This window comes from Bartonella sp. AA2SXKL (genome assembly GCF_042197205.1).
Classification (GTDB): domain Bacteria; phylum Pseudomonadota; class Alphaproteobacteria; order Rhizobiales; family Rhizobiaceae; genus Bartonella.
Genome location: NZ_JBHIRN010000016.1, coordinates 1 through 23,461, shown reverse-complemented (window position 1 = coordinate 23,461; position 23,461 = coordinate 1). Strand labels below are relative to the sequence as shown.

Genomic DNA, 23,461 nt, shown 5'->3' with positions numbered 1-23,461 from the left:
AGGTGGAAAGTGAAGTTAATCAAAAAAGTGATGCTGATGTGCGTACTGCTCTCTCTGACTGGTTGCGCGACAAATAAGTATGTCTCTTGTGTTGGTTGGTTGCCAATTTATTTAGAGAGGCAAGATGTCAACGTCATCAGTTCCAATTTAGCAAGAGAAATCTTAAAGCATAACAAGCAGGGTGAACGTATGTGTGGGTGGAAACATGGCTAGAAAAAGAACACAAGACGATATAGAACTTACAGAAGGAGAAAAAGAAATACTTCAAGAAATCATCATGACCTACAAAAGTATAAAAGTGATGTCACGTTATACGAAATGGATTGTACTCATTATACTCTTATTAGCCCTTGATTTTTCACGTATTATGGATGCGTTTGTAAGTATTTTTACACAAAAACCAAATATCCGACTCTAAACATACTCTGAGACGCGCGAAATTCTTTAGAAAATGGTTTCTTAATTTTGCACGTCTCATGGAGGCGATAGAGAATGTCTTTGCACATTTAAAACAGTGGATTTCAAAGAATTAATCTTTGAATTAATTGTTTCATGAATTTAAAGCTTCTAATAAACTGTATTTGATATGAGCAGCTTCGAAATTTTAATCCTTTAAGGATGAAGAGGAAGTCAAATCTTTGTAAAACGACACAATTGATTGTCTTTTATAGATTAGAGTGGATAATGAGAACAAATTTAAGTGGCCGCGTAAGAAATACATCTTTACCAGAAAATCATGCTCTACTGCCTCTTTTTGAAGCAGTTGTAAATTCTATTCATTCCATTGAAGAAATAGGAAATGATTTTTCCTCACGCTACATTATAGTTTCAGTCATAAGATCGAAGCAAGCTTCACTACCACTTGACAAAGATACAGAAAAACTAAACGAGACAGAAATTGTAGGTTTTAAAGTGATCGACAATGGTACAGGCTTTAATGATCATAATTTTCAATCATTTAAAACTTTAGACTCAGATTATAAAAGAGATAAAGGTTGCCATGGTATAGGACGACTTTTATGGCTTAAAGCTTTTGATAATATAAAAATCAGGAGTATTTATGAAACAGATAGAGGATTAAAAGGGCGCACATTTTTATTTGATGCTGCTGCAGGTATAAAAGAATTAGATGAATTTCAAGATAATTGTACGAAGAGAGAAACTATTGTTGAGTTAACAGGTCTAAACCAAAAATATAAAAATCATATTCCTAAAAAACTACAATCTATCGCAAAAGCACTCTTAGAACATTGTCTCTGGTATTTTGCAAGAACTGGTGGTTGCCCTTTCATAACTATTGAAGATGACACAGAAAAGATATTATTAAATGATCTATATGAACAATGCATGCATGGAGCCGTTTTAAATGAAAAAATAAAAATAGAAAATTATAATTTTTCTATTATGCATATTAAATTTAGATCCTTACCTTTAGAAAATCAGGCTTTATGTTTTTGTGCAGGCAATAGAGCTATTACAAAAGAAAAGTTATCTGAGAAAATTCCGGGTATGCAATCAAAACTGCAAGATGATATAGGTGAATTTATCTACTCTTGTTATGTAAGCTCTCTTTTTTTAGATGAAAGAGTACGTTCTGAAAGAATAGGCTTTGATATTGAAGAAAATGTTGAAGATAAACAAGAAGATTTATTTAAAAGAAAAAAAATATCATTTCCGATAATACGACAAGCCATTTATGAAAGCATTCAAAAATATTTAGCTGTAGAATTGAAGCAAAACATTCAAAACAGTAAGGAGATAGTTGAAAAGTTCACACATAAAGTACCACGCTATCGTCCACTCCTAAACTATTTAACAGACAATGACTATATGATTTCACCTAAAATAAATGATAAAAAATTGGAACTACATTTGCATGAATGTCTTGCTAGAGTAGAAAATGAAATTTTAGAAGAAGGTTATAATGTTTTAGCAGTTCAACAAGGAGAAAATACAGATAGTTATGCAGCAAGAATTAATAAATATGTAAATGCTGTATGTGATCTTAAAAAGTCCGATTTGGCAAATTACTTATTCCATAGAAAAACTATCATAGAACTTTTGAAGGAATCTTTAAATTCTCTTTATGACGGTGGTAAAGAATATATTAAAGAAGACGTTATTCATCAACTCATAGTACCCATGAAGTGTGATTCTAATTCTGTAGCTATGGATAATTGTAACTTGTGGTTGATAGACGAAAAATTAGTATTTCATGATTATTTAGCTTCTGATTTATCATTAAAAAAAATGTCTATTACCGGCTCTATGGAAAAGGAAAGACCTGATATATGTAGTTTAGAATTATGTAATAATTCTATTTATTGGAATCCTTTATTAGTATCAGATAGCAAAGAGGGTTTAGAATCTCCTACTTTGGCATCTCTTACTATAGTAGAAATTAAGCGTCCCATGAGAGATGACGCGAAAGCTGGTACCGAAACAGATCCTATTTTGCAGGTCATTACTTATCTAGAAAAAATTCGTGCAGGCAAAGTACTTACCCCAAAAGGGCGTCCAATAAATTTGGATGGAAAAGTTCCCGGTTACTGTTATGTCGTCTGTGATCTAACTCCAAAAATAAAAGAGTGCTGCAAACGTTGGGATTTAACAGAATCAGGCGATCATATGGGATATTTTGGATATCATAAGAGTTATGAGTCCTATATAGAGGTTATTTCGTTTAGTAAGCTCATAGCTGATACTGAGAAAAGACATCAACGTTTCTTTAAAGCTTTAGGGTTGCCATTAAGGTAGAATAACAATAATTATATTTATGCTCTAATGGCCTTAGAATATTTTGTCAAACCACTCACGATATAAAGCTAGCCCACAGCTCTAAAAGAACACGCCGTTGCTCTAAAAAATCCGTTCGCATGTAGGCTTTCGTCACTGAACTCCCAACTGTATGTGCAAGAACAGTTTCGGCAATCTCAAATGGTGTTGACGTTGTCTCTGCTATCCAGTCCCGTAAGCTTGAACGAAAACCATGGGGACGATAGGTTAAGCCGCAAATTGTCATATATTTTGCCATGGTAGCATCAGAAATGGGGTTGCCTCTAAGACCAGAAAAGAGAAAACCATTCTTTTCAAAGGGGAGAGTTTTTTCAATAACTCTCAAAGCTTCATCACTTAGTGGCACGCGAAAGTCTGAAACTTTTCCTACAATACCTTTCATGTTTTCTTTTGGTATCGTCCATATATTTTTGTCAATTTGTTCAAGGCGCAAATAGCGCAATGGATATGATCGTGCTCCTGTCAAAATGAGTAACTTCAGTGCTAAATTTGAAAGGATCTTATCATCCAAGCTTTGATAAAATGCCGGAACCTCTTGCCATGGCATAGCAGGAATATTTGTTGATGTCGCACGTGGTTTTCCTAAAAGCGCGCGTGCTTTCATACAAGCCTGTAGATCAACATCTAAACCAAGAGCCGCAGCATATTTCAAGCAAATATTGATACGGTTAAGCGCTTTTCGCGCTGTGTCTGCTTTTTCATGCCAAAGGGGTGAGAGAACATTGCGGATGATATTGGCTGTTAATTTTTCTATAGGTAATTTGCCTATGTGTGGAATAACGTGCAACTCTAGTGGAGAAAACCAGCGGCCGTTTTTACCTTCATTTTTCAACTCTGCTTTTTTGCTTTCAAAAGCCGCTTTTGCAATTTCTTGGAAGATATTGCTTTGCTGTTTTAAAATAGTCTGTTCTCGAAAGACAATAGGATCATTGCCTTCTTTAAGAATATCACTATAATATCTTGCAAGCTCACGCGCTTCTTTTAAAGAGAGTTTTGTAACAGGACCAAGTCCCATTTCACGGCGCTTATTGTGGTGCGTATAGCGAAAAAACCAAGAGCGTGTATTGTCTTTTCGAACATTCAACCATAGCCCCGCCCCGTCACAATATTTACCCTGCGAGGACGTCTTTACGAATGATGCTGATAACCGATGAATCGCCCTCACTTAACGTCCCCTCTCGTCCACCTTTTCAAGCATTGCTCGTCCACCTTTTTGGGTCCACCTTTTAGACCACCTTTAATTTCTGATTTGAGATTTTTTCTTTAATACTTACTTTTTTTATTGAATCATAAAAAGCTATAGACATCAATACGCCCTTACACATCTTTATATACTTTGAATCTTGTTGCTAAAGCCTGATTCGCTCTCTGGGGGCACCATGCTCTTTTTTATCCAAAATGATTTATTGATTTTCCATATATTTTTTACAGTGAGGGACGCGTAAATAAAAGTTAGGGAATAGGATTTTTTAACCTATCTCTATAGGACGCCTCTTTTTTTGCAAACTTTCTCAAGAAGGTCTTTTAATTCTGCTAAGGTTTGTTGTGAAAAATTCTCTAAATTTCTAACAAACTCACCAACAGCTTCACGCCTCAACGGATCAGAAGTCTTGATTGTAAAACTTTTGCGACAAGCATAAGCTGCTTTCCTTAAGAGAGAAGCCTTCTCTTTATCTAAACCATAAAGCTCTATGATCCTTTTCTCCAGTCCTACAGGAACAGATTTTTTGCCAATCTCGACAGAAGATAAAAATGCTACAGATATGTCTAATTTTTTAGCCATATCTAAAGGCGTTCTGAATGATCAATGCGAAGTTTGCGTAAGGTTTTACCAAATGGTGTAAGCATCAAAAAAAGTCCTATTAGAGAAGAAATATTTTCTTCTGATTCTAACAAATCTTTTTATGATTTTCTTCAATTATTGCGAATCAAGAGTTCTTTTCGGAGTGATTTTTTAGCAAAACCAGAGGTTCAAAGGGTCTCTAATTCTAAAAAGTCAAAATCCTTAAAAATCTCTCGAACCGCATCACAATCATTGAGACTCAAGACAAATTTGCCTTGAATGCCTTTGAGGACTTTTGCCATACTTACAAAATCATCTTCAACAAAATTCCCAGAGCTATAGCACTTCTTCTTTACAAGATAAGGAGGGTCTAGGTAAAATAAACTGTCGGGTGCATCAAATAGCTCGATAATCCGCTCCCACGACAAATTTAAAATCGTCGTATCAAGAAGCTTCTGTCTAACACGTTTCATCCTCGCTAAAAGCTTTTCGGGATTAAATGCTATAGGCTTTTTCTTCCAAAGCTAAAAGAGACATACTCTTTTTTCCCATACATCACACAACGTTGGAGAAATAAAAACCGTGCGGCTCTTTCAACTTTGGAGAGCTCTTCTGGGTCAATCGCAGCAAGGTCAAAAAACAACTGTCTTGAACAAACAAACCACTCCAATCGTTTGGCTAAATCATCAAAATGGTTTTGAACGCATTGAAACAGATTCGTGATCTCTCCATTCAAATCATTAATAACGGGATATTTTGCTGGTCCTTTATTTAGGAAAATAACACCAGAACCTAAAAATGGTTCAACATAGGTTTCATGGTCAATGCTATTTAAAATCGGTATAATTTTCTTACGCAAATAGTGTTTACCACCCATCCACGCAAACAGTGTTTGTGTAAAACTTTCCTCTTTCATAAGCGAAGTTCATTCCCTCAAGCTTTTGCAAGCCTAATCATTTTTTCATATTTTAAAGATAAATTTAGTGAGACTAGTTCTTTGAAAACCACTGCTTTAAATGTGCAATGACATTATCTAGCGCGTCCATGAGGCGTGCAAAATCGAGGATAAGCAAAAAAAGAAAAAATGCTATCCACTTCATCAAGCGAGACATCATTTTCACGCTTTGATAGGTGATGATCATTTCTTGAAGCATTTCTTTTTCTGATTCTGTAAGCTCTGTGTGTTTTTTGGATTTTTTTCTAACCATGTTTCCACCCACACAAGCGTTCACCTAGATTATTGTGCTTTAAGATCTCTCTTGCTAAATTGGAACTGATGGCGTTCAGATCTTGCCGGCTTAAATAAATAGGTAACCAACCAACACAAGAAGAAGCATATTTATTTGTCGCGCAACCAGTGAGAGAGAGCAGCACGCATATCAGCATCACTTTTTTGATTAACTTCACTTTCCACCTCAAGCCGTGTTGTGGCTGCTTTTAAAGCTTTTTCTGTTTGCTTTTGTTGCTCTACTTTTTTCCCAAGAGTAAAAGCTTTTGCTAAGGCAATAAAAAAAGCGGCTAAAGCCGCACCTGTTACCATCAAGTTTCTTTTCATCCATAAGATCATAGGCGGTGCTCCTGAAAGCGTTTAGCAACAAAGAAAATGCCAGTACATGCCGCTAAAACCATAATGGCGGCTAAAGCCCATTGGATTGGTCCATTGCCCGCTAAAAACCCACCAAGACCTGAGAAAGAACCAATAATCGGTGCCAATGCTTCTGCTTTGAGAAACCCTGTTGGTTGTTTCGTTTCTACTGTTTGATAATTAGAAGAAACATAAGCCCCTTTCGCCCATAGCCCTGCCTCTGCTACACGCCGGTGTACGAGACCTTGTAAACGTTTGCCTCCCGCTTTGGTCCATTTCTGCAATTCGGTTGGTACCGCTTCATAATCCCCCCGATTAAGCCTTTTAAGCAATGTAGAGTTTTGGAAAGCTGCAATACCCACATTATAACAAAAGGAAACAAGAGCGCCGAACTGCTCGTCGCTTAAATTCACACAAACTGCTTTTTCTACCGCCCTCTCATATTGCCGCAAATCTGCTAAAAGCATGTTTTCAGCTTTTTTTTCTGTAATCACCATACCCTCAACAACTGTTGGTTGACCGGCTTTTTTCGTATGACCATAACCAATCGTCCATATGCCAGAAGCATCTTGATAAGCCTGCAAGCGCAAACCTTCCCACTTTTTTAAACAGTATAAACAGTCTTTACTTATTTTCCGTGCCATTGTTCAATTCACCTTATAAATATACCTTTATGAGTACTGCTCCATCACCGCCGTCGCCGCCAATTTTGTCGCTTCCGTGTTTCCCATCAAAATATCCACCGCCGCCGCCGCCGCATTCTTTACCACCTCTACCACCGTTACCACCTTTGTAACTCTCACCACCCTGCCCCATGATAGAACCCTTACATTTACCGCCACCGCCGCCGCCGCCGCCAAGAAAAGAACTTCCACCAGTATCAGCTCTCTTGCCGTCTATTCCACTCCCTCCACCATTACCACCAGAAAAAATAAAGCTTTCACCACTGCTGCCCTCCCTGTTTCCTCCTCCATCGCCGCCTTTCCCTCCAAAGTTAACGAGAGTCATGGAAACGGAATATCCTCCTTCTGCTGTAACAAGCCCTTTGATCATTGTTCTACCACCATTGCACAAAATGTTACTGTCATTACCTTTACCACCACGACCAATGTAAGCTGTTTTTAATTTATCTAAATCAGAACCTTTCATTTTAACATGCACACATTGACCGCCGCCGCCATCCTTAACGCCACCACCTCCACCGCCCCAAGCCCATACTTCGATATCGGTGTCAGCAGTAATACCATCAGGCAATGGAATATCTCCGCTTTCTGTCATCAGAATTTCAACAGGTTTTCTAACCCCGCCATCATTGTTGCCGCTACTACCGCCGCTGCTATTGCTACTATTTGCTTTGATTGAAGCCATCAGTTTGGCTGGTGAGATAAGTGCATCCACTGTTTTTGTGCCATCAATCCAGTCTTGTTTGGCAAGAGGTTGAATGAGATCAACTTTTTTCTGTACACTATGTGCTGTATCTTGCGCTTTATCGGCTGCTGTTTGCGCAATATTTGCCTCAGCTTTTGCACTGTCTCCCGTTTTTTGTGCTGTCTCAGCCGTTTTTTTTGCATCTACTGCATAAGCTTTTGCATCATTTGCTGTTCTTAATGCACTATCTGCAACGTTCTTCGCTTCACTTGCAACATGAATCCCTTGTTGTGCAACATCTTCAACTTTATCAATTTTTGCAATCTGTGCACGTTCTGGAGGAGTTAAGATAAGATGCTTTTTCCCTTCCTTCATATTCTCCATATCAAATACATCTTTTTCTATTTTATCTGGATCATAAACTGATTTTGACATACCAAAAGACTTTGAGCCTACAAAATAACGAATGGTATTTTTGAGATCTACCGGAGATATGGGATAATAAACACCTTCATCTCCCCTCCGCCATTTTTCCATCGTTGGCTGCGTAGAACTCAACCATCGTAGCTTTGATCTTTCCTCTATGGTTAAGATCTTTTTGGTAGGACCCTCGTGCATATTTTCCATAGAAAATGTATTTGCCCCCACATTGTCGGGATCATATGTAGCAGCCTTCATATCGCCAATCCCTAAAGGCGATATTTTTACCCAGCCAGCGCCTGATAAAATCGCATTCTCATGCGCTTCACCACCTGCTTCAATATCACAAATTGTGACCTTATCTTTATAAGCAAGAGCTCCAATATCTCTCTTTGCAATAGCATCATCAGCCTTTTTTCCTTGAGCAGCGGTTGCAAAATATTCTACCTCATAAGCTGCTGCACTCCCCACTGAAACAGGTGCAAGAGCCTTACTATCTAAAACACCTTCTTTGACTTCTTCTTTTGTTGCTGGTTCAAGCTTAAATATATGTGTGTGATAGGGTAATGGCATCGCGTTTCATTCCTTAATCAGTTCGTTGTCTTGTTGTGTGAGAGAGAGGACTGCAATTCATCAATCAGTTTTTGCATGATCTCTATGCGTTGATCTGTCGCTTCTTTATATTCTGCCAAAGCGCTTAAAAGATCATGCTGTATGTCGCTTTTGACAAGATCAAGTACCTTATTTAAGGGTGCATGAACCATTCGATTGCTTGCATAAAAAAGGACGCGGATTTGCTCCGCGTCCGCAATATCATCAATAGCAGACGGATTATTGATCATTTGAAAAACTCACGATTTTATGGCATAAACAACCGGTACATTAACAGGGCGTGTTTCTGCCTCGCCCGTTGAAGAAATAGTTACCTTATGCGTGTGCACTCCAGCAGGTTGTGTATCTTTTGTATAATATGAATTACCAAAAGCAGGATTTCTGCCACCTATTTGACCAACTCTTGTAACCATAGAATAATCATGCTTATGCGTATGTTGACCTGCCTCTTCAATGGTACAAGCATGTGTATGAGATTTAATGCTGTCTTTTTGCACCTCTGCGAAGTCTCTATTTTGATCTAAACCGCGCCCATTATCAAAGCCGCGCAAAAACATTCCTCTAAAGTCTGGAACTTTAAAGGTTGTATCGCTGTTTTTTCCCCATTTATCCCCTATCGCCTTGAATAATTGCGGATAATCCTTGCGTTCATAAGTAGCGCCATCACATAAAAGCCAGCCGTTTGGGACTTCTTGCATAGCAAAGGTCGCAATAAAACCACAAGGAAAGGTTTCGACCTTCGGTGGTGGAATGGGGGTAGGGTTTAAAAGATACCAGCCATCAAGACCTTTTGTTGATACGCCATCATTATAGACTATTTCATAAATACCATTTGTTTGTAACTCAGCACCTGTCAATGGTACTATTCCCGTGCTGGTGGCTTTATAGAGTGGCTTTGCTCCTATATTATTCATGTTTATTGTTGTCGTACCAATATTTATACCACACGCCTTAAAGCGGATAATGATATCGTTTTTATATTTTGCTATTGGAGAAAGCGTCGTCAACGTAAAGGAGAAGTGCAATGCACCTTTACGAGTTTTTTGGACTTCATGATTTTTTATACAACATTATGCCCCCCAAGATTATGTGCCCTTAAGCAGCTACAGTCGTTGATACAATATCCTCAGCAAGCATTTGTTCATCTTGCACATATATTTTTAGTATTTTTAATAATTTTTTTTTGGAAGATTTCTTGGTACGGCACGCGATACATCAGTGCTAACGTTCTCTTAAAAAACACCCAGATAATTAATCAGCTTCAAAAAACAACCTTACCAATGAAGTACTAGCTAGAGGGTTGCATGCACAACGCAATAATGGCACACTGCTTCCCACAAGCGTGCTTCACATATTGCACGCATAGCCTGTACAGAGTCTACCGCTCCTAAATACTCAAACGTAAAAACGTAATGCTACTGGATCGTATAGTGACCGCAGCTGCACCCTTAAACACCGGTTCCTCCCCATATCATAATGCTTGACAAAAGCATCATGCCATCATAGCAACGGCTTTGCGTAGGGGTTCCACAACATAGTTCTATAAATTGTTGACGGCATTGCCAAGCTAACAGTTTTCTTGCCCACCTACGCCAATGAGACCATCACTATCCTCTTTTTGAATCGTAAAACAAAATGATTTCCCATGAGCGATAAACCATCTGCTCAAAGTCCAGCTAGCTCAAACTCATAGCATTCTAAACCTTTAGGCTCGCTCTTCCCCCAAGGGGGTATAGTCAGATATATCACTTCCCTCTCCTATTCACGCGCTGGGATAAAAAAATCTGAAACTACGAGGCAACGCTGCATTTGTATGCAGCGTTGTTGTTAGGAATAAGCTTCTATTGAGATAGTTCTAATGGGAAGTACCCACAGCTAATGGTATAGGGATTAATTTGGATTCTTTCGAAATGCTATATATAAATTTAATGTGCCGCCCCACAACACACCACCAGTAAACCCACTTAAAAGACCAAAAAGAAGGTTAAAATCAAATGCATATTTCAAATCAGGTACAACCTTGAGAAAAACAATCAATGTGAATTTGATGACAAAAGCGATAAGAATAAATGTCAGCGTCAACGGCGTACCAGGCAGAATAATGAAATCCGTTCCCTCTTTGATTTTTAAACGCGCAGTAGCACGCCAGAGCAACCAGCCAACGCCAAAGCCGATCATCAGCCCTGCCAACATTGCGATTGCTCCCCAGCGTGGGAAAGCCAGCTGGTTAATCACATCGCTTGCGCCCAAAAAAAGAAAGACTAACGGCAAGAGAAAAAGGCGGTAAACCTTCGTTTCCCTATCTTTCAATGCGATTATTCCCCTCGCAATGAGAAAAATAAGCAAAATCCAAGCCCATAAAGGGGTTCCGGTCAGAATGTTAAACAATGACATATTATGCTCCATGATGTTTGATGCGATAAAAATATTGCATGATGTTAGGAAGATATTTAGAAAAAAGAATACCAGTACAAATTAAACCCATAGTGATTAACCAAATCTGGGGGGTCCATGTAAAAAAAGCCACTAGAAGACCATTGGCAAAAAAGATGATTACCCAAATACATGTAATATATTTATTGATGAGATAAAATAGGATATGTTTGCGTTTTTCTTCAGAAACACCAGCACTGGCATAAAAAATAGTAAAGGGTTTCTTTACCAGCAAGCTAATCAATGAAACCAGAGCAAGTGACAGATAGCAAAAAACTGTGGGGTAGTTCAGTAAAAGTGTAGACCATCCAGCGAAATAATTAACAAACAGGACAATAAATGTCAGAATGTTAGTAATCATCACGGGTTCTCCCTGCCGGACAATTTTAATATTCACAGCAATAATGAACAATAAAATCACAGTTAAGATGAGAGAGCGTTCGACCAGAGTTAAAAAGTTTCCATTAATAACCCAGGAGTAAATACTCCACGGAATAAAAGAGATTATTATGTTAAACATGGCGCATCCTCCTTTTTATATTTGATAGAAAACTTACCGCAAGTGCTTCGTTTTTTAGTTTCCGTATGAATATAAAAAACGCCACCCGGTTCACACTCTGTATCCTGTTTAATGGTCAACTGATAGGTATCTCCCGGATAAACTGCTTCAATGAACTTTACTTTTTTCAGCGCAACAGATGCGATATTTTTCGTCCTACCCTGCGTGGCTAAAGCCAGAACCATCTCAATCAATAGTGAACCAGGACATATGGCGCGGGAAGGGAAATGTTCCTCAAAAAGCGGGTGATGCGCATTAAAGGAAAAAGTACAAGAATCTCCGGTTACGGAGGAAATTTTACATAAATCGCCTAGTAATGGAAGAGCGACTTTCTGAGAACACGAGCCAAGGAAGCAGACCTTACTGACCATGATGATTGCCTGCGCAATAACGGCCTTTCCATTGTCATATGTGCTAGCCTTACAGGGAATACGGTAGGCCTCATTAATGCGTTCAATATGTCCTTCAACGCATAACCGATCGCTATCAAAATGGGTGGTAGAGAAAAACTGTTCAACCATAACAGGGAGATAGCGATAAGTGAGATCCGAGTTTTTAGCCACCATGGTGGCGAATCGAACTGAAAACTGATGCAAGGCTTCGAGTAACAAGCCCTGTTTTAAATAGTTATGGGCTAACTCCCAGTGAGAAATATCGATTTGCCCGCAAGCACGCATCGGTGCGGTTAAAGTGATACTCTGACATATACCCAAGAAATTTGGCTTGGTGTGATGTTTTATAGCCATAATTTGGGGACCTTTTTATATTTTTTTCTTAAATCCTTTGATGATAAACCGAAGGAATGAGCACTAAACCGCGCTTGATAGTGCGCGAGAAGTATCGGCATACGACAAACGAAAAAAGCCAACAATCCCAGCTCAGGAGAAGCCCGATGTTTGCTCATGATGCTTGCAATTAGAAAATCGACATTGGGTTGCAGTCCTGTATTGTCTGAAATAGATCGCGCAAGCGAACTGAAGGGACGCATAGGCACCTGAAAGCGTGAAAAAAAGTAATCAACCCGGACATCCCGTTGCATAATCGGGTGACCAAACCCTGGCCAAGGTTTGTCTTTGCAATAATGCGTTACCGCCGCCTCAAGATTCCCAGCTTCAATCTCATGGAGGACACTAGAAAGTCGTATGATAGCATATTTGCAGGCTCCCATATGCGCGGGGCCAGTGGCACAAAACCCACCGATTAGTGCAGAAATGACGTCGCTCTTGGTACTGGCAATAAATCTTATCGTGGTGGTTGTAGGTGTCACAATACCAAACCCGCCCAGCAGTAGAGACATGCACCGGCAAAGCATATCAATATCCCAGTCGGAAGAAGCTTCCTTGCTAGTTAATGCTAACCAAAAAGCACGCTCAAAGGTATTGCAATTTTCGATCGCCGGAAAATCGGAAAACTGTTGGGAAGAGCGCGCCAATGCAATAATCCACGGCATCAGCAAGATAATTTTAAGACAACTACCGTCGCTTACGGGAGCCATGACCTTACCCTGAGCCGCCGAAACCTCAACTTGCGATAATAACATCATAAATCGCTGCGTTAAACTCAAAGATGGCAATGCATTGATCAGTTGATGCATCGCCTGCAGTTTGGCTGTAGGGTTCGTCTTTTGCAGTTCGGCGCTAGCATTCTGAATCAGCCGATCCATCTGTTCTTCATTAAGAAGGTTGCCGGTCAGTGCAAACCATGCGTTCTGCAAATAACGGTTTTCATCGGCAATATCAATCAAATTACATCCACGAATAAACAATACGTTATTATCTAAATCATAATTATCAATAACATCATCTGACATGATTTACTCCTGCTGCTCCGGTGACACGCTATAAAACCTGATGTTGACATTTATCGTATGCGAATTCCCTGATACAATTTCATTACACAAATTATCAAGTTGCATTACAGGACTCCCTTGCGTCATAAACTAGCAGGCATTTCCCTCTGGATGAGAAAAGCAAATCGCTATATTCGACGAGGGTGAGATTAATACGCCCGCGCTTTTTCATATAGGCTTCATAAATATCCGGCAAATGATAGATTTCCTCAGTTAGTTCGGACAAATCAAGGTTGTGAAATACTTCGCAGCAGATTTTAATATCCATAATCTCTTGTCTATCCGCGGATAAAGACAATACAATTTGAACAATCACATCGGGCAACCTTCGATTAATAATTTTGAATATTTTTTCATGGCTAATCAAATTTCCCATGAAATTAAAATCAACAGCATTGCGTTTAATACCTTCAAAATAGAGGTCACCATTTTCAACGGATAATGTGCCCATATCGCCCACGGAATATCTGATAAGTTTGCGCGAGACATCGGGATCCAGCGATGTCACTAGCAGTCCTCTCTTATCTTCATATTCAAAGAAGAAATCATCGCTGAAGAGTAGGTACCGATTAAGCCGCCCTTCGGCGGACATACCAATGAAACCGCACTCCGACAAACCATATAAACCAATTATCCGCAGATCGGCGCCCAGCATCTTGCGCAGATAGTTTTCATGCACGCTCAGCATCGATTCACCAGTAAAGACCACTTTTTTAATTGCCAGTGGAACCCCAAGGCTGAGCATAGCTTCAACGAACTGAACGATGGTGCTGGGCACACCAAACAGTACCGAGAGTCGTATTTCAGCCAGAAACTCGAAATGACTCTTCAGCAGCAGAGCAATATCGCCAACCGGCACAACATGTGCACGGCAATTTTTTAAAATTTCACACGCCAAGTAGTGTAAAGATGAAAACAGATTAATCGTAAACAGGTTGCCAACAACATCCCCTAGGGAAAAAACCTGCCGCGCCGCGCAGGTTACGAATTAAATTGCGCTCTGATGAGCTGATCCCTTCCTTACAGAATTTTAAACGAACGTTGGCCATTTTCATCGCCCCAGTGATGCCACTTGTAGCACTAATCAGCATCGGTAAGTGTTCACCCGCAGAGTCCACTTGAGTCAAAGAACCACTATCACCAGTGATCGAATAAACGCGTGTACTTATCCTAACCAAATCGGGGAAAGCAATGTAATCGAGTGCATGGCAGCCAGTTATTGCCGTTATACGTGGTTGCATTTTTGCATACATTTCAGCACAGAAATAATCCATGATAACTCAGACCTTTTTAATGAAAATTGCACAACCCAGAGCTGCTAGACCTTCTCCACGTGTCACTGTCCAGCTCATCTCACTAAGATCGCAGCCGTATAAAAGATCGGTGATACCGGCTAATGTAAATTTTTCTTCTGTGGACATAGCTGCCACACCGCATTCACGACGTGATTGGTTAAAAATACCAGTGCTGTTTCTTCTGAATCAGCCAAGGGGTCGTGGATGATAATACGACCGCCGCGATCTAAAACACAGCACAACTCCTGTAATCCTTTTTTAGGTTCAGCCCAGTGATGAATTACGGAACGGACATAAATCATTGAAAAGGAGTTATCGGGAAACGGTAAATTGCTGACACTGGCTTCAATGATGTTGAATGCATGCTGGTATTTTAACTCGGTACATTTTTTAACACAAAATTGAACCATACGGGGATCGATATCAACCCCGTAAAAGAAATAGTCTGTGAGTTTTTGGGAGCGGTAAAGCTTGAAAAGCATGTGGCCAGTTCCCATGCCAATATCGAGAATTTTTTCTTCGCAGAAGTAACACCAGATGCTTCTTCCAGAATTCTTTCCATCAAATACGCATTCCACGGTGATGTACCTTCAATAGCATACCTTTCATAGTGCTCAGGGGTGATATTCACCAGTAAATCATTCATCACATATTCCTCTAAATGAAGCTAGTTATGGCATTGCCGTAAACTCGTTAAAAACTAACTGGGTATAGAAACGGTTACGTCCTCATATAAGAGGTCATCTAAAATAATTGATTGCAAACATGCATCCAGCAAAACAACGGTTATCACAGATTGACAAAGATAATAGCAGTTACAAATAAACGTCATCCCTTTAAACACAAATGTATTCCCAACGTACCGAAAAACACATCGCGTCCTGTCATGTTCAACTAAAAAGTAATCATTTATATCAAAAGTACACGCCGAGATGGCGCATAATGCCTTATACAAGCTCTCCATGCAGCTAAATATTGTGGTGCATAGTCGATTATCCAGCACCTGCCCTGCTGGAAAGTCCGCGCATTTTTCACAGTAATCTAGCATAAATGGCCTCGGTAGTTTTTTTCTCAATAAATTCGATATCAACCCCGACAGACTGAATCCGCGGATCATTATTAAGCAACATAATACTTTTACTCCGTCCATGGCTCACAGAACTGTGTGACATCTTTACATCTGGCAAAATCCGTTTAAATATATCGATAAAAAGTACCTTCGCCATTTCACGATGCAATATCATTCTCGATGTACGTCTCGTCGATACAGGCAAATAACGATGAAGCCTATCAATAGCTAAAAAATAGGTATAAAAAGAATGGCTCACAATGCACAGATAATTGTTTGCACGGCGATTAACATACACTCTGCTCATACCATGAGCTTTATCTACATGGTACATTTTATTTTCCCTGTATTTGTCGTGGCAATTTTTCTGATATTTACTTTAAATGCATACTGATACCATTTATCAGTCAATAGTTTAGTAACGACTTTAACCTGCTCACTATTTGCCGACATATCAAGGTTGAGATAAAGATCGCCGTTCTGTGCTTTTGAAAAGTAATGCCTTAAACATCCGGCATACTTAATAATGTCATTTGAGATCAGTTGAACTGGGATAAACTTACCATTGTGTTTAAATTCATTAACGGCTCTGGCTATCCAGTAATAGCATTCGGATTCATCTTTAACAAACAGGTCGCCGGAATCAAACCATTCATCACGCGGCTTTAATTGCAAGGAACTATCAACATAACCATCACACGCGAAAGGCGTTTTATAAAACATACGGCGCACTGAATCAGAAGCATCCGCCCGATCAATGGGGCGCAAATCAATTTTTATATCACTCACCAGAACCTTACCCGGTGCCACAACGCCCATATTTACTGGTTCTTTCAATATCGCGTAGCGAGCAGATCTTATTATGAAACAAGCGCGGTCCGGATTCGGTCTGACCGAAGTTATTCCATAACGTCGTGCATGATGAGAGGATGCCCGATGCTTGTACGGTAAGCAAACGATCGGATGCATTCAAGATATTTTGCACATGGATTCGGCTTTTGGTAAAAATGTCGCTTACTTCCAGCATCCAGTCACCGATTAAAGGCAAGTTGGTAATGCTATAGTGCGAAACGAGTTCAACAATATTACTTATTTGAAATTTTTCAAATACCAGTTTGCTATCCGATAAGAAGGCACATAGCATAGTAGAGAGACCATACATATACTGCACCGGGAAATAACACAATGAGCAATCTTCATTACTTAGTCCAAGAGATTGGCTCACCGCGATGGCATTCTCAATCAGAATATTTTCATGATATTGAATCAACTTCGGCTTACTGGTTGTTCCGGAGGTACAAAAATAGAAATGCGCGCACGGATATGCTGTAAAATCAGCCAGATTTTCGTTCACAGTTGAAAAACAGTGATCAAACGCGATATTAATCCGGTGACTGATGATACTAATATTCCTAACTTCATGGCTCATTACAACAGCCGCAATGCAATTGGCATCAACCAGCATATCAACAATGTCTAAATCATGAATACTGACGATCCAAGCTTTCAATTTTAGCATAGACGCAACAAAATAGCTGATTAGACCTTCGAAATTATTTCTAATCACAAAAACAAACAGCTTATTTTGCTCCTCTTGCGGGTGATCACGAAAATATCTAACTACGGTATCTGCACACCCTTTTGTCATCATGCTGACATCCTCTGCCGAATAATGACTGTGATGATAAATCACTTGCCAGTTTCTTTCTAATAAGGAATATATTGTTAGCATGAGGTGTCCCTTACAGATATTGTGGATTCCCTAAAACCAAGCTGCTTGCGCTACCACCCATACCAAATGAGTTTTTCAATGCATATTTAAGCGGTCGGTACTGATGCTCCCTCACAAGCGCAATGCTAGCAGGCAATTGAGGATCGATTTCATCACAATTCAAAATTTTAGGCAAAACATTGTTCCGAAAAGAAACCAGTACACACAAAATTTCCATCGCACAGGCAGCAGCAATCAGATGCCCGTGCCAAGATTTTGTTGCCACAATCGCTGGGTTGTACGCGCCAAAAACCGTTCTGATTGCGCTGGCTTAGTGCTGATCATTTTGTACTGTCGATGTCCCATGTGTATTCACAAAATCAATAGCGGTACGGTCAATACCCGCATGTTCGATGGCTCGTTCCATCGACAGTTGCATTTCGAGATCATCTTTATGCGGCGCTACAATATGCTGTGCGCAAAGTGCACCGCCGTAACCCAATAAATAGGCCAACGGCTCACGCTGCCGCGCCAGTACGTTAGATAATTTTTCAATAACGAACAGACCTGCGCCCTCCGCTAAAACAAATCCGCTGCGATGCCGGTCAAAAGGCCGCGAACGCCGTGGTCCACTGTAGTTTTGATCAGTCGATATCACTCCCATTTCTTCTAATCGCGCAAGATCATGAGACAAGCACCATATCGTTCTTCCATCGGTATGTCCTATATCTATTCACGAAACATAGCTGCTTCAGAGTGGGAAATACTATATATTTGTAGCAATTTCTTTTAATTGATTCATATCAAAATACAAATCCGATACCTTTTGGCAAAATTTATCAAGATAAATAAACAATTCATCAGAGAGAGATATCTTTTTTTCTCGAATTCTCATTAAATCCTCAGTTTTATTATTTAACGGATGCGCTTCAAAATTACTTGCACGATTTCCTGCTAATGTGGTAGGCATATAATGATTTATGATGTTACAAAAACTACAATCTAAAGGGCCTGAAACATTACTTCCAACCATACCAACGTAGTTATTTTTATTCTCAAAACACTTATATAATTCTTTAATATTACTTGCAAATGGCTTATAGACAAAATCATTATAGCCATATTCGTGAATTTTTTCATAACCACATTTCACGAATGTCTCATCAGCGATATTTAAGAAACCCAAATCTGGAATTTTTGAAGGAAATTTCACAGGCTGTTCTATTCCAAACAAATTATTCTTATCTATCCTATCAATAAAATAATTCCACTGCTCAAAATTAATACTTGCATTGAAATCAATAATAAATTTTACATTTTTGTTTTCATTAACAATTGCAATTGTATCATCCAAATACTGATTCGATGATTTCAATTTTATCAAATCGTAATTACGTATCTCATCATCAATAATTGCACCTATTCCTATCGTTTTAATAGATTTCTTTAATCCAGAATTAATAATTTTAGCCATTTCAACTTTTTTAAAAAAATCTTCCAACCCAAAGAAATAGCTTAAAGAATTTGCAAAGTGTTTACTTTTATTTATTGATCGTTCATTTACAGATTTTATAAAATCGTCCGGCATTTCTCCGTGACTAGGTGACAATGGCAACTCCATAGCAAAGGGCGAAATAACTTTATCCTGAGCAGTAAATAAAATTATCAGTTCTGTTTTTTCAACTAACACACCAGAAGAACTGTGAAAAGAATCCGATAGTTTATATTTATTGGTGTAAACTCTGATGCGTATATCCATATTTTATCTCACAGCCAGAAAAAAAATCCCGTATCATATTTAACTGAAATCTATTCTCATACTTTTTTCTATTTTCAAAATTAACTAAAATGAACTCGGGAGTAGCGATACGTATTAGAGCTAACACTTCTGCCAAATCGAATCTCTCCGATAAAGTAATCGTCACACTATATGGTACGCTATCTTTTTTCATACATTCTATGTTACGCACCCACGTTTGTTTATATTTTTTACTGTCTAGATTTCTTATCTCTGAAATAACATCTGTGCCTATTTGTATCCCTAAAAAGAACGGATTACTCTTTAATAGCTTCAAATATGGTTGAATATAGATGTGCCCCCTGTTGCAATCCGAAAATATTTTTTGCAAATGAGACACATACAAGTATATTTATGAAGTAAATCATAATCGAGCTCAAAAGGCTCTCCACCAGAAAGAATAATAAAATCAGATTTTATGTCATTTATTGTATATAAAGATTCAGGCAACACGTCATCTCTCACCATATATTCCATCGAATACGGACAATGATTGCAGCCCGCACTGCAATTTTCATTACAAATTACAATATTATCGCCCATGAAATTTCTTATTCAAGTTCATATAATCCAATACTAATTGTTTCATGAAAATATTTTGGTATAGAGAAAGATCAGAAATTTTTTTAGCCACAAACGCTTTTATCATTGGTAAAGCTTCATCCTTTGATATAGACAGCAAATGAGAAATATAGTCTATCCGTTCTTCTAAATTGAGAGATAATCTTGGACTGGTGAAAAATGTTAAGATATCCAATTCCGGACTGGCTTCTTGACATAAATCCCAATCCACTACCATAAAAGAACTATCAGAAGTAACAATGATATTATCAGGATGTAAATCTCCATGTGATAAGATTATATTCTTGCTTAATCGATCTTGAAAGATCTTATTGATTTGATCAATAATCGCCTTTTGATGTAGCAAATCCATTTGGCTCAATACAGTACCTCGGATAAACTCCCATTCGACTATTTCATCGCAAAGTGTTATCAAATTTGGTGCAGGATAGAGACTTTGTCGAAAAGAGCCATCCTTGATGTTTTCATTAATGCACGATGCTTCCGGATAAATTTGCCCATAGCAAAACTCTTGATGCTTGCGTTTCAAGAAATGTTGTTTTGACGATTGTGCATTTTCAGGCTGTAACCAAATGATTTCTTGTTTTCTGACAAAAATAATTAAAGCAGACACCCCAAAAATCACAGCCATAATCACTGCCAACCACAAATTAGCTTGCCAGAATGTTGAAAAAACATGACCGTATAAAAAACTGAATGCAAAGGATACAACAGCTGTAATAATGGCTGTAAATGATAAAACAGTCGCGATAGCTTTGGGATCAATCAGTGAATTTATAAGAAGAGACGACAGATAAGATCGATAAGCAGATTTAAAAACACATAGCAGTAAAAATCCTAATATAAGAGCCGCAATAATTTGAAATGACATGAGAAAAAAAGCAATGGTTACCATACAACCAATCATTAAGACGGGAAAAATAGGATTTTGAAACTTTGAAAAATACTTCTGAAACAATATATTGGAACTTGCTGAAAAAAAATTCCCAATGATAAAAATAATCGAAACCAAAATAGCAGGTTGAAATGGCAAAAAATCAGAAAATGCGATAGAAACAGTTCGATTATTAACCAAAATAGCAAAAGCTGAAACTGCACTTAAAAAAACAAGAGTGAAGCGATAAGGGTTTTTGACTTCTTTACGGCTGGCGCACATAACTGTGAAAATACTCGGATGAGCGTTGATATGAAAACTATCTAATCCCTTCGTCAGTTTTGAAAACATAAAAATAGCAAAAATTAATGAAAGGATTTGAAAAATTACAGGCAATGCAGGATGCACATAATAAAGTATTCCCCCTAAAAAAATAAGTACCGTTGTCACACTATAGGTAACAGCAGCCACTTCGGACTTAACGGAAAACAGTGTGCGATGCTTTGGTACTACAGAAAAGAGTAAACTATCTTCCGCACCTGAGAAACAAGCGGCCGCTAATGTGATACACAACAAATAAGTGGCGTAAGCAAAATATGCATAATTCATAAAAAGAGCTAAAAAACCGCAAAGAAAGAAAAACAGCCCAGTATAAATAACGCGCTTACTTCCATAAACATCTGATAATAAACCCAAGGGGACTTCTAAGATCAAAGGAAGCAATAAAAAATAACTACCGATTAAAACAATATCCGCTTGCGACAAATGCAATTTTTCCGACAAAAAAAGTGGTAAAACAGCAACCACTAGAGCAGTAGACTTGCTAACGCTATAAATCTTAAATTGCTTAACCTTATCCACAAAATACCTTCCCACGACATCCGCTACATGCGCCAGATTCTTTCAAAGATTTTAAAACGCTTTGAGCAGACCAATCTATTGCCTCATAATTTTGTAGATTCCCAAAAGCTTCTGAATAAAAGCAATTTTTTAAATCTCCATTATAGTCCAATACCAAGGATGAAAATGGAAATAAACACATTAACGGCGACGAAACGTACGCAGAATTTTCGCCTAAGTAATAATTAATACAATTTACAAAATTTTGTGACGTCCATGAGATTTTCCTTTCTTGGAACTTTTTATCTATATAAATCTGGAGGGGGGATTCTTTCCTTGATAATTCATCTCTCAAATGAAAAAGTGAGGCGTTTGGCGGAAGAATTTTGTTGCTTAAAGCCTTAGATCGATCCTTTGTATTATTGTTTCTAGAAAAACAAAATGACGACGTATCGAGCGGGTTGAATCCGATATAATCGACATCTTTGCTTATACAAAAATCGATAAAATTAATAATATTTTCTAGAATCTCTTTAGTAACTGTCGCTCTTATTCCTATACTTTGCAGAGGTTGAAGATTCTTAACTGTTTCAATGTTTTCCCACACGCGATCAAATTTATTCGCCCCCCGTATATCATAATATCCTTGGACACTAGTCGAATCCATAGAAATAACAATTTCTTTTATGTCATACTGTGAAATCCATAAATTTTTATGCAATAAGATGCCATTGGTATTTAATTCAACAGGCAGACCTAGTTCATTCAACGTTAATAAAATATCTTTAAGCCTCGGATGCATTAAAGGTTCTCCCCCAGAAAGCATCACTGAGGCAGCTCCTTTTTCTTTCAACATTCTAAATAAGGGTATTAAACTTTCTGGAGTATGCCAATTTTTTTCCTTAATCTTCCAGCAATCGCACATGATACAAGGGGCTATTGCAGTTCTGGATAATATGTATAATAGGTGTTACAGGTACCCATAATTTTTTAAGATCAAAAATCGAATCTGACGCACTAATCAAGTTTTCCTTCTTTAAAAGAAAGCCATTCTTTTCTAGTTCTCTTAACAAGATTGAAAAATCTGATGCTAAAATCTCTGTCTCTACATTAAGCTTTGCCGAAACAGTTTCAATTTTCTGATTCTGTAAAAATTGGCTAGCAGAAACAACCGATGCCCCCTATGAGGTCGCTGAAACTATTCTAAGTCATACAGTAGGAGGACAAGTAGAGCGCTCCTATCGTCGCACTGACTATCTAGAAAAGCGCCGTGTCTATATGGATAAATGGGCGGCTTATGTCACCGGTCAAACCTAAAATATGGGGTGAATAACCCCATGATCTGTGGATAACTTTCTCTCTCTTCTCTCTCATTCGCTCTCAATTAGACTCATAAATTATCACATGAGAATTTATATGATAAAATATTGTTTTCTATAAATAAAATACCTTCAAAAATGAACCAAAATGTGGTTAATAAATGATTATGATTTGTTACCATTTTTATAGTGAAAGGATTTTAGAATGACAGAAAATGATATTCTTTTAACAAACCGTGAAAGTGCAAAATTGCTTCATATGAGTGTTTCAACATTCCGCCGTCATGTAACTAATGGCTCTCTCCCAAAACCTTTAAAATTTGGTTTTTTATCGCGTTGGTTACAATCGGATCTTTTGAATGTAATCGAACAAGCAAAACAGCAACGTTATAACGACGCGGCATAAAAAGAAAACCTTGTCACATAAGGATGGACAAGGCTTTCTCTGCTGAAGCAAGACTTAAGGTTTGCATTCAAGTTGTTCTGAATGTTTTTTACAATAAGGGCTATTTAAGCGTCTCTCAACACTTCGCTGAGGCATGACAGCACCAGGACGACATATGGGAAG

At 38.4% G+C, this 23,461-nt stretch carries 24 protein-coding genes and 5 pseudogenes; 5 read left to right on the top strand and 24 right to left on the bottom strand.

Features of this window, described 5'->3' with window-relative positions; translation table 11 throughout:
* From ACFINS_RS08530 to ACFINS_RS08520, 3 genes are all read left to right on the top strand, one after another.
* The coding region (locus tag ACFINS_RS08530; protein WP_375706089.1) for a hypothetical protein at positions 1–213 on the top strand (213 nt) is incomplete at its 5' end.
* A complete protein-coding gene (locus ACFINS_RS08525) occupies positions 206–418 on the top strand; it encodes a hypothetical protein (RefSeq protein WP_375696678.1) in 213 nt (70 codons plus the stop codon). The genes ACFINS_RS08530 and ACFINS_RS08525, both read left to right, overlap by 8 nt.
* A gap of 266 nt (positions 419–684) precedes the next feature.
* Positions 685–2,757 carry a hypothetical protein gene (locus ACFINS_RS08520; RefSeq protein WP_375696679.1) on the top strand — a complete coding sequence of 691 codons (2,073 nt, stop codon included), beginning with the start codon at positions 685–687 and terminating at the stop codon, positions 2,755–2,757.
* A 55-nt stretch (positions 2,758–2,812) separates the two neighbouring features.
* Here the strand turns inward: ACFINS_RS08520 and ACFINS_RS08515 are convergent, their stop codons facing one another.
* From ACFINS_RS08515 to ACFINS_RS08400, 24 genes and pseudogenes are all read right to left on the bottom strand, one after another.
* On the bottom strand, positions 2,813–3,961 hold the full coding sequence (locus tag ACFINS_RS08515; RefSeq protein WP_375706088.1) for a tyrosine-type recombinase/integrase: 1,149 nt from the start codon (positions 3,959–3,961) through the stop codon (positions 2,813–2,815).
* Positions 3,962–4,276: 315 nt separating this feature from the next.
* A pseudogene (locus ACFINS_RS08510) lies at positions 4,277–4,644 on the bottom strand (XRE family transcriptional regulator).
* Between the two features lie 123 nt (positions 4,645–4,767).
* Positions 4,768–5,495 (bottom strand): annotated as a pseudogene (locus ACFINS_RS08505) (DNA adenine methylase).
* A gap of 73 nt (positions 5,496–5,568) precedes the next feature.
* A complete protein-coding gene (locus ACFINS_RS08500) occupies positions 5,569–5,787 on the bottom strand; it encodes a hypothetical protein (protein ID WP_375630254.1) in 219 nt (72 codons plus the stop codon).
* Positions 5,780–5,986, bottom strand: coding sequence for a hypothetical protein (locus tag ACFINS_RS08495; RefSeq protein ID WP_375646540.1), 207 nt, complete (start codon positions 5,984–5,986; stop codon positions 5,780–5,782). The genes ACFINS_RS08500 and ACFINS_RS08495 overlap by 8 nt, the downstream gene beginning before the upstream one ends.
* The gene (locus ACFINS_RS08490; protein WP_375612620.1) at positions 5,919–6,146 is read right to left on the bottom strand and encodes a hypothetical protein; all 228 of its coding nucleotides are present in this window, start codon (positions 6,144–6,146) and stop codon (positions 5,919–5,921) included. The genes ACFINS_RS08495 and ACFINS_RS08490 overlap by 68 nt, the downstream gene beginning before the upstream one ends.
* Positions 6,143–6,808: a lysozyme gene (locus ACFINS_RS08485; protein WP_375612619.1), complete on the bottom strand. Its 666-nt coding sequence runs from the start codon at positions 6,806–6,808 to the stop codon at positions 6,143–6,145. Before ACFINS_RS08485 ends, ACFINS_RS08490 begins: the two co-directional genes overlap by 4 nt.
* A 13-nt stretch (positions 6,809–6,821) precedes the next feature.
* Complete coding sequence (locus ACFINS_RS08480) at positions 6,822–8,525, bottom strand: alanine-zipper protein (protein WP_375706087.1); 1,704 nt, start codon at positions 8,523–8,525, stop codon at positions 6,822–6,824.
* Between the two features lie 17 nt (positions 8,526–8,542).
* Positions 8,543–8,794 (bottom strand): hypothetical protein, encoded by a 252-nt coding sequence (locus ACFINS_RS08475; RefSeq protein WP_375610781.1) that lies wholly within the window; start codon positions 8,792–8,794, stop codon positions 8,543–8,545.
* A gap of 9 nt (positions 8,795–8,803) precedes the next feature.
* Positions 8,804–9,580, bottom strand: a pseudogene (locus ACFINS_RS08470) (tail fiber protein); the annotation flags it as partial.
* A gap of 874 nt (positions 9,581–10,454) precedes the next feature.
* Positions 10,455–10,958: a DUF6622 family protein gene (locus ACFINS_RS08465; RefSeq protein ID WP_074380593.1), complete on the bottom strand. Its 504-nt coding sequence runs from the start codon at positions 10,956–10,958 to the stop codon at positions 10,455–10,457.
* Position 10,959: 1 nt separating this feature from the next.
* Positions 10,960–11,517, bottom strand: a complete 558-nt coding sequence (locus tag ACFINS_RS08460) for a hypothetical protein (protein ID WP_375650414.1) — start codon at positions 11,515–11,517, stop codon at positions 10,960–10,962.
* Positions 11,505–12,302, bottom strand: coding sequence for a beta-hydroxyacyl-ACP dehydratase (locus tag ACFINS_RS08455; protein WP_375706086.1), 798 nt, complete (start codon positions 12,300–12,302; stop codon positions 11,505–11,507). Before ACFINS_RS08455 ends, ACFINS_RS08460 begins: the two co-directional genes overlap by 13 nt.
* Positions 12,293–13,366 carry a citrate/2-methylcitrate synthase gene (locus tag ACFINS_RS08450; RefSeq protein ID WP_375650422.1) on the bottom strand — a complete coding sequence of 358 codons (1,074 nt, stop codon included), beginning with the start codon at positions 13,364–13,366 and terminating at the stop codon, positions 12,293–12,295. Before ACFINS_RS08450 ends, ACFINS_RS08455 begins: the two co-directional genes overlap by 10 nt.
* A 94-nt stretch (positions 13,367–13,460) precedes the next feature.
* Positions 13,461–14,264, bottom strand: coding sequence for a hypothetical protein (locus ACFINS_RS08445; protein WP_375612529.1), 804 nt, complete (start codon positions 14,262–14,264; stop codon positions 13,461–13,463).
* A 61-nt stretch (positions 14,265–14,325) separates the two neighbouring features.
* Positions 14,326–14,679, bottom strand: a complete 354-nt coding sequence (locus ACFINS_RS08440; RefSeq protein ID WP_375612530.1) for a hypothetical protein — start codon at positions 14,677–14,679, stop codon at positions 14,326–14,328.
* Between the two features lie 119 nt (positions 14,680–14,798).
* Positions 14,799–15,278 carry a class I SAM-dependent methyltransferase gene (locus ACFINS_RS08435; RefSeq protein WP_375612531.1) on the bottom strand — a complete coding sequence of 160 codons (480 nt, stop codon included), beginning with the start codon at positions 15,276–15,278 and terminating at the stop codon, positions 14,799–14,801.
* Between the two features lie 453 nt (positions 15,279–15,731).
* Positions 15,732–16,103 carry a hypothetical protein gene (locus ACFINS_RS08430; protein WP_375650426.1) on the bottom strand — a complete coding sequence of 124 codons (372 nt, stop codon included), beginning with the start codon at positions 16,101–16,103 and terminating at the stop codon, positions 15,732–15,734.
* A complete protein-coding gene (locus tag ACFINS_RS08425) occupies positions 16,091–16,588 on the bottom strand; it encodes a hypothetical protein (protein WP_375612533.1) in 498 nt (165 codons plus the stop codon). Before ACFINS_RS08425 ends, ACFINS_RS08430 begins: the two co-directional genes overlap by 13 nt.
* Complete coding sequence (locus ACFINS_RS08420; RefSeq protein WP_375706085.1) at positions 16,566–17,501, bottom strand: AMP-binding protein; 936 nt, start codon at positions 17,499–17,501, stop codon at positions 16,566–16,568. The genes ACFINS_RS08425 and ACFINS_RS08420 overlap by 23 nt, the downstream gene beginning before the upstream one ends.
* A 10-nt stretch (positions 17,502–17,511) precedes the next feature.
* Positions 17,512–18,174, bottom strand: a pseudogene (locus ACFINS_RS08415) (hypothetical protein).
* A gap of 72 nt (positions 18,175–18,246) precedes the next feature.
* Positions 18,247–19,239 carry a hypothetical protein gene (locus ACFINS_RS08410; protein ID WP_375706084.1) on the bottom strand — a complete coding sequence of 331 codons (993 nt, stop codon included), beginning with the start codon at positions 19,237–19,239 and terminating at the stop codon, positions 18,247–18,249.
* A gap of 571 nt (positions 19,240–19,810) precedes the next feature.
* A complete protein-coding gene (locus ACFINS_RS08405) occupies positions 19,811–21,595 on the bottom strand; it encodes an MFS transporter (RefSeq protein WP_375612536.1) in 1,785 nt (594 codons plus the stop codon).
* Complete coding sequence (locus tag ACFINS_RS08400; RefSeq protein ID WP_375650434.1) at positions 21,588–22,499, bottom strand: radical SAM protein; 912 nt, start codon at positions 22,497–22,499, stop codon at positions 21,588–21,590. Before ACFINS_RS08400 ends, ACFINS_RS08405 begins: the two co-directional genes overlap by 8 nt.
* A 224-nt stretch (positions 22,500–22,723) precedes the next feature.
* On the opposite strand from ACFINS_RS08400, the pseudogene ACFINS_RS08395 reads away from it, so the two are divergent.
* A pseudogene (locus ACFINS_RS08395) lies at positions 22,724–22,891 on the top strand (integrase); the annotation flags it as partial.
* Between the two features lie 207 nt (positions 22,892–23,098).
* A complete protein-coding gene (locus ACFINS_RS08390; RefSeq protein ID WP_375650438.1) occupies positions 23,099–23,299 on the top strand; it encodes a helix-turn-helix transcriptional regulator in 201 nt (66 codons plus the stop codon).
* Positions 23,300–23,461 lie beyond the last annotated feature (162 nt).

What these genes read in the sequence shown, in the direction of transcription:
- ACFINS_RS08525 (WP_375696678.1), top strand. Translation starts at nt 206, where the DNA reads ATGGCTAGAAAAAGAACACAAGACGATATAGAACTTACAGAAGGAGAA.
- ACFINS_RS08520 (WP_375696679.1), top strand. Translation starts at nt 685, where the DNA reads ATGAGAACAAATTTAAGTGGCCGCGTAAGAAATACATCTTTACCAGAA.
- ACFINS_RS08500 (WP_375630254.1), bottom strand. Translation starts at nt 5,787, where the DNA reads ATGGTTAGAAAAAAATCCAAAAAACACACAGAGCTTACAGAATCAGAA.
- ACFINS_RS08490 (WP_375612620.1), bottom strand. Translation starts at nt 6,146, where the DNA reads ATGATCTTATGGATGAAAAGAAACTTGATGGTAACAGGTGCGGCTTTA.
- ACFINS_RS08485 (WP_375612619.1), bottom strand. Translation starts at nt 6,808, where the DNA reads ATGGCACGGAAAATAAGTAAAGACTGTTTATACTGTTTAAAAAAGTGG.
- ACFINS_RS08480 (WP_375706087.1), bottom strand. Translation starts at nt 8,525, where the DNA reads ATGCCATTACCCTATCACACACATATATTTAAGCTTGAACCAGCAACA.
- ACFINS_RS08475 (WP_375610781.1), bottom strand. Translation starts at nt 8,794, where the DNA reads ATGATCAATAATCCGTCTGCTATTGATGATATTGCGGACGCGGAGCAA.
- ACFINS_RS08465 (WP_074380593.1), bottom strand. Translation starts at nt 10,958, where the DNA reads ATGTCATTGTTTAACATTCTGACCGGAACCCCTTTATGGGCTTGGATT.
- ACFINS_RS08460 (WP_375650414.1), bottom strand. Translation starts at nt 11,517, where the DNA reads ATGTTTAACATAATAATCTCTTTTATTCCGTGGAGTATTTACTCCTGG.
- ACFINS_RS08455 (WP_375706086.1), bottom strand. Translation starts at nt 12,302, where the DNA reads ATGGCTATAAAACATCACACCAAGCCAAATTTCTTGGGTATATGTCAG.
- ACFINS_RS08450 (WP_375650422.1), bottom strand. Translation starts at nt 13,366, where the DNA reads ATGTCAGATGATGTTATTGATAATTATGATTTAGATAATAACGTATTG.
- ACFINS_RS08440 (WP_375612530.1), bottom strand. Translation starts at nt 14,679, where the DNA reads ATGGATTATTTCTGTGCTGAAATGTATGCAAAAATGCAACCACGTATA.
- ACFINS_RS08430 (WP_375650426.1), bottom strand. Translation starts at nt 16,103, where the DNA reads ATGTACCATGTAGATAAAGCTCATGGTATGAGCAGAGTGTATGTTAAT.
- ACFINS_RS08425 (WP_375612533.1), bottom strand. Translation starts at nt 16,588, where the DNA reads ATGGGCGTTGTGGCACCGGGTAAGGTTCTGGTGAGTGATATAAAAATT.
- ACFINS_RS08420 (WP_375706085.1), bottom strand. Translation starts at nt 17,501, where the DNA reads ATGCTAACAATATATTCCTTATTAGAAAGAAACTGGCAAGTGATTTAT.
- ACFINS_RS08410 (WP_375706084.1), bottom strand. Translation starts at nt 19,239, where the DNA reads ATGGATATACGCATCAGAGTTTACACCAATAAATATAAACTATCGGAT.
- ACFINS_RS08400 (WP_375650434.1), bottom strand. Translation starts at nt 22,499, where the DNA reads ATGTGCGATTGCTGGAAGATTAAGGAAAAAAATTGGCATACTCCAGAA.
- ACFINS_RS08390 (WP_375650438.1), top strand. Translation starts at nt 23,099, where the DNA reads ATGACAGAAAATGATATTCTTTTAACAAACCGTGAAAGTGCAAAATTG.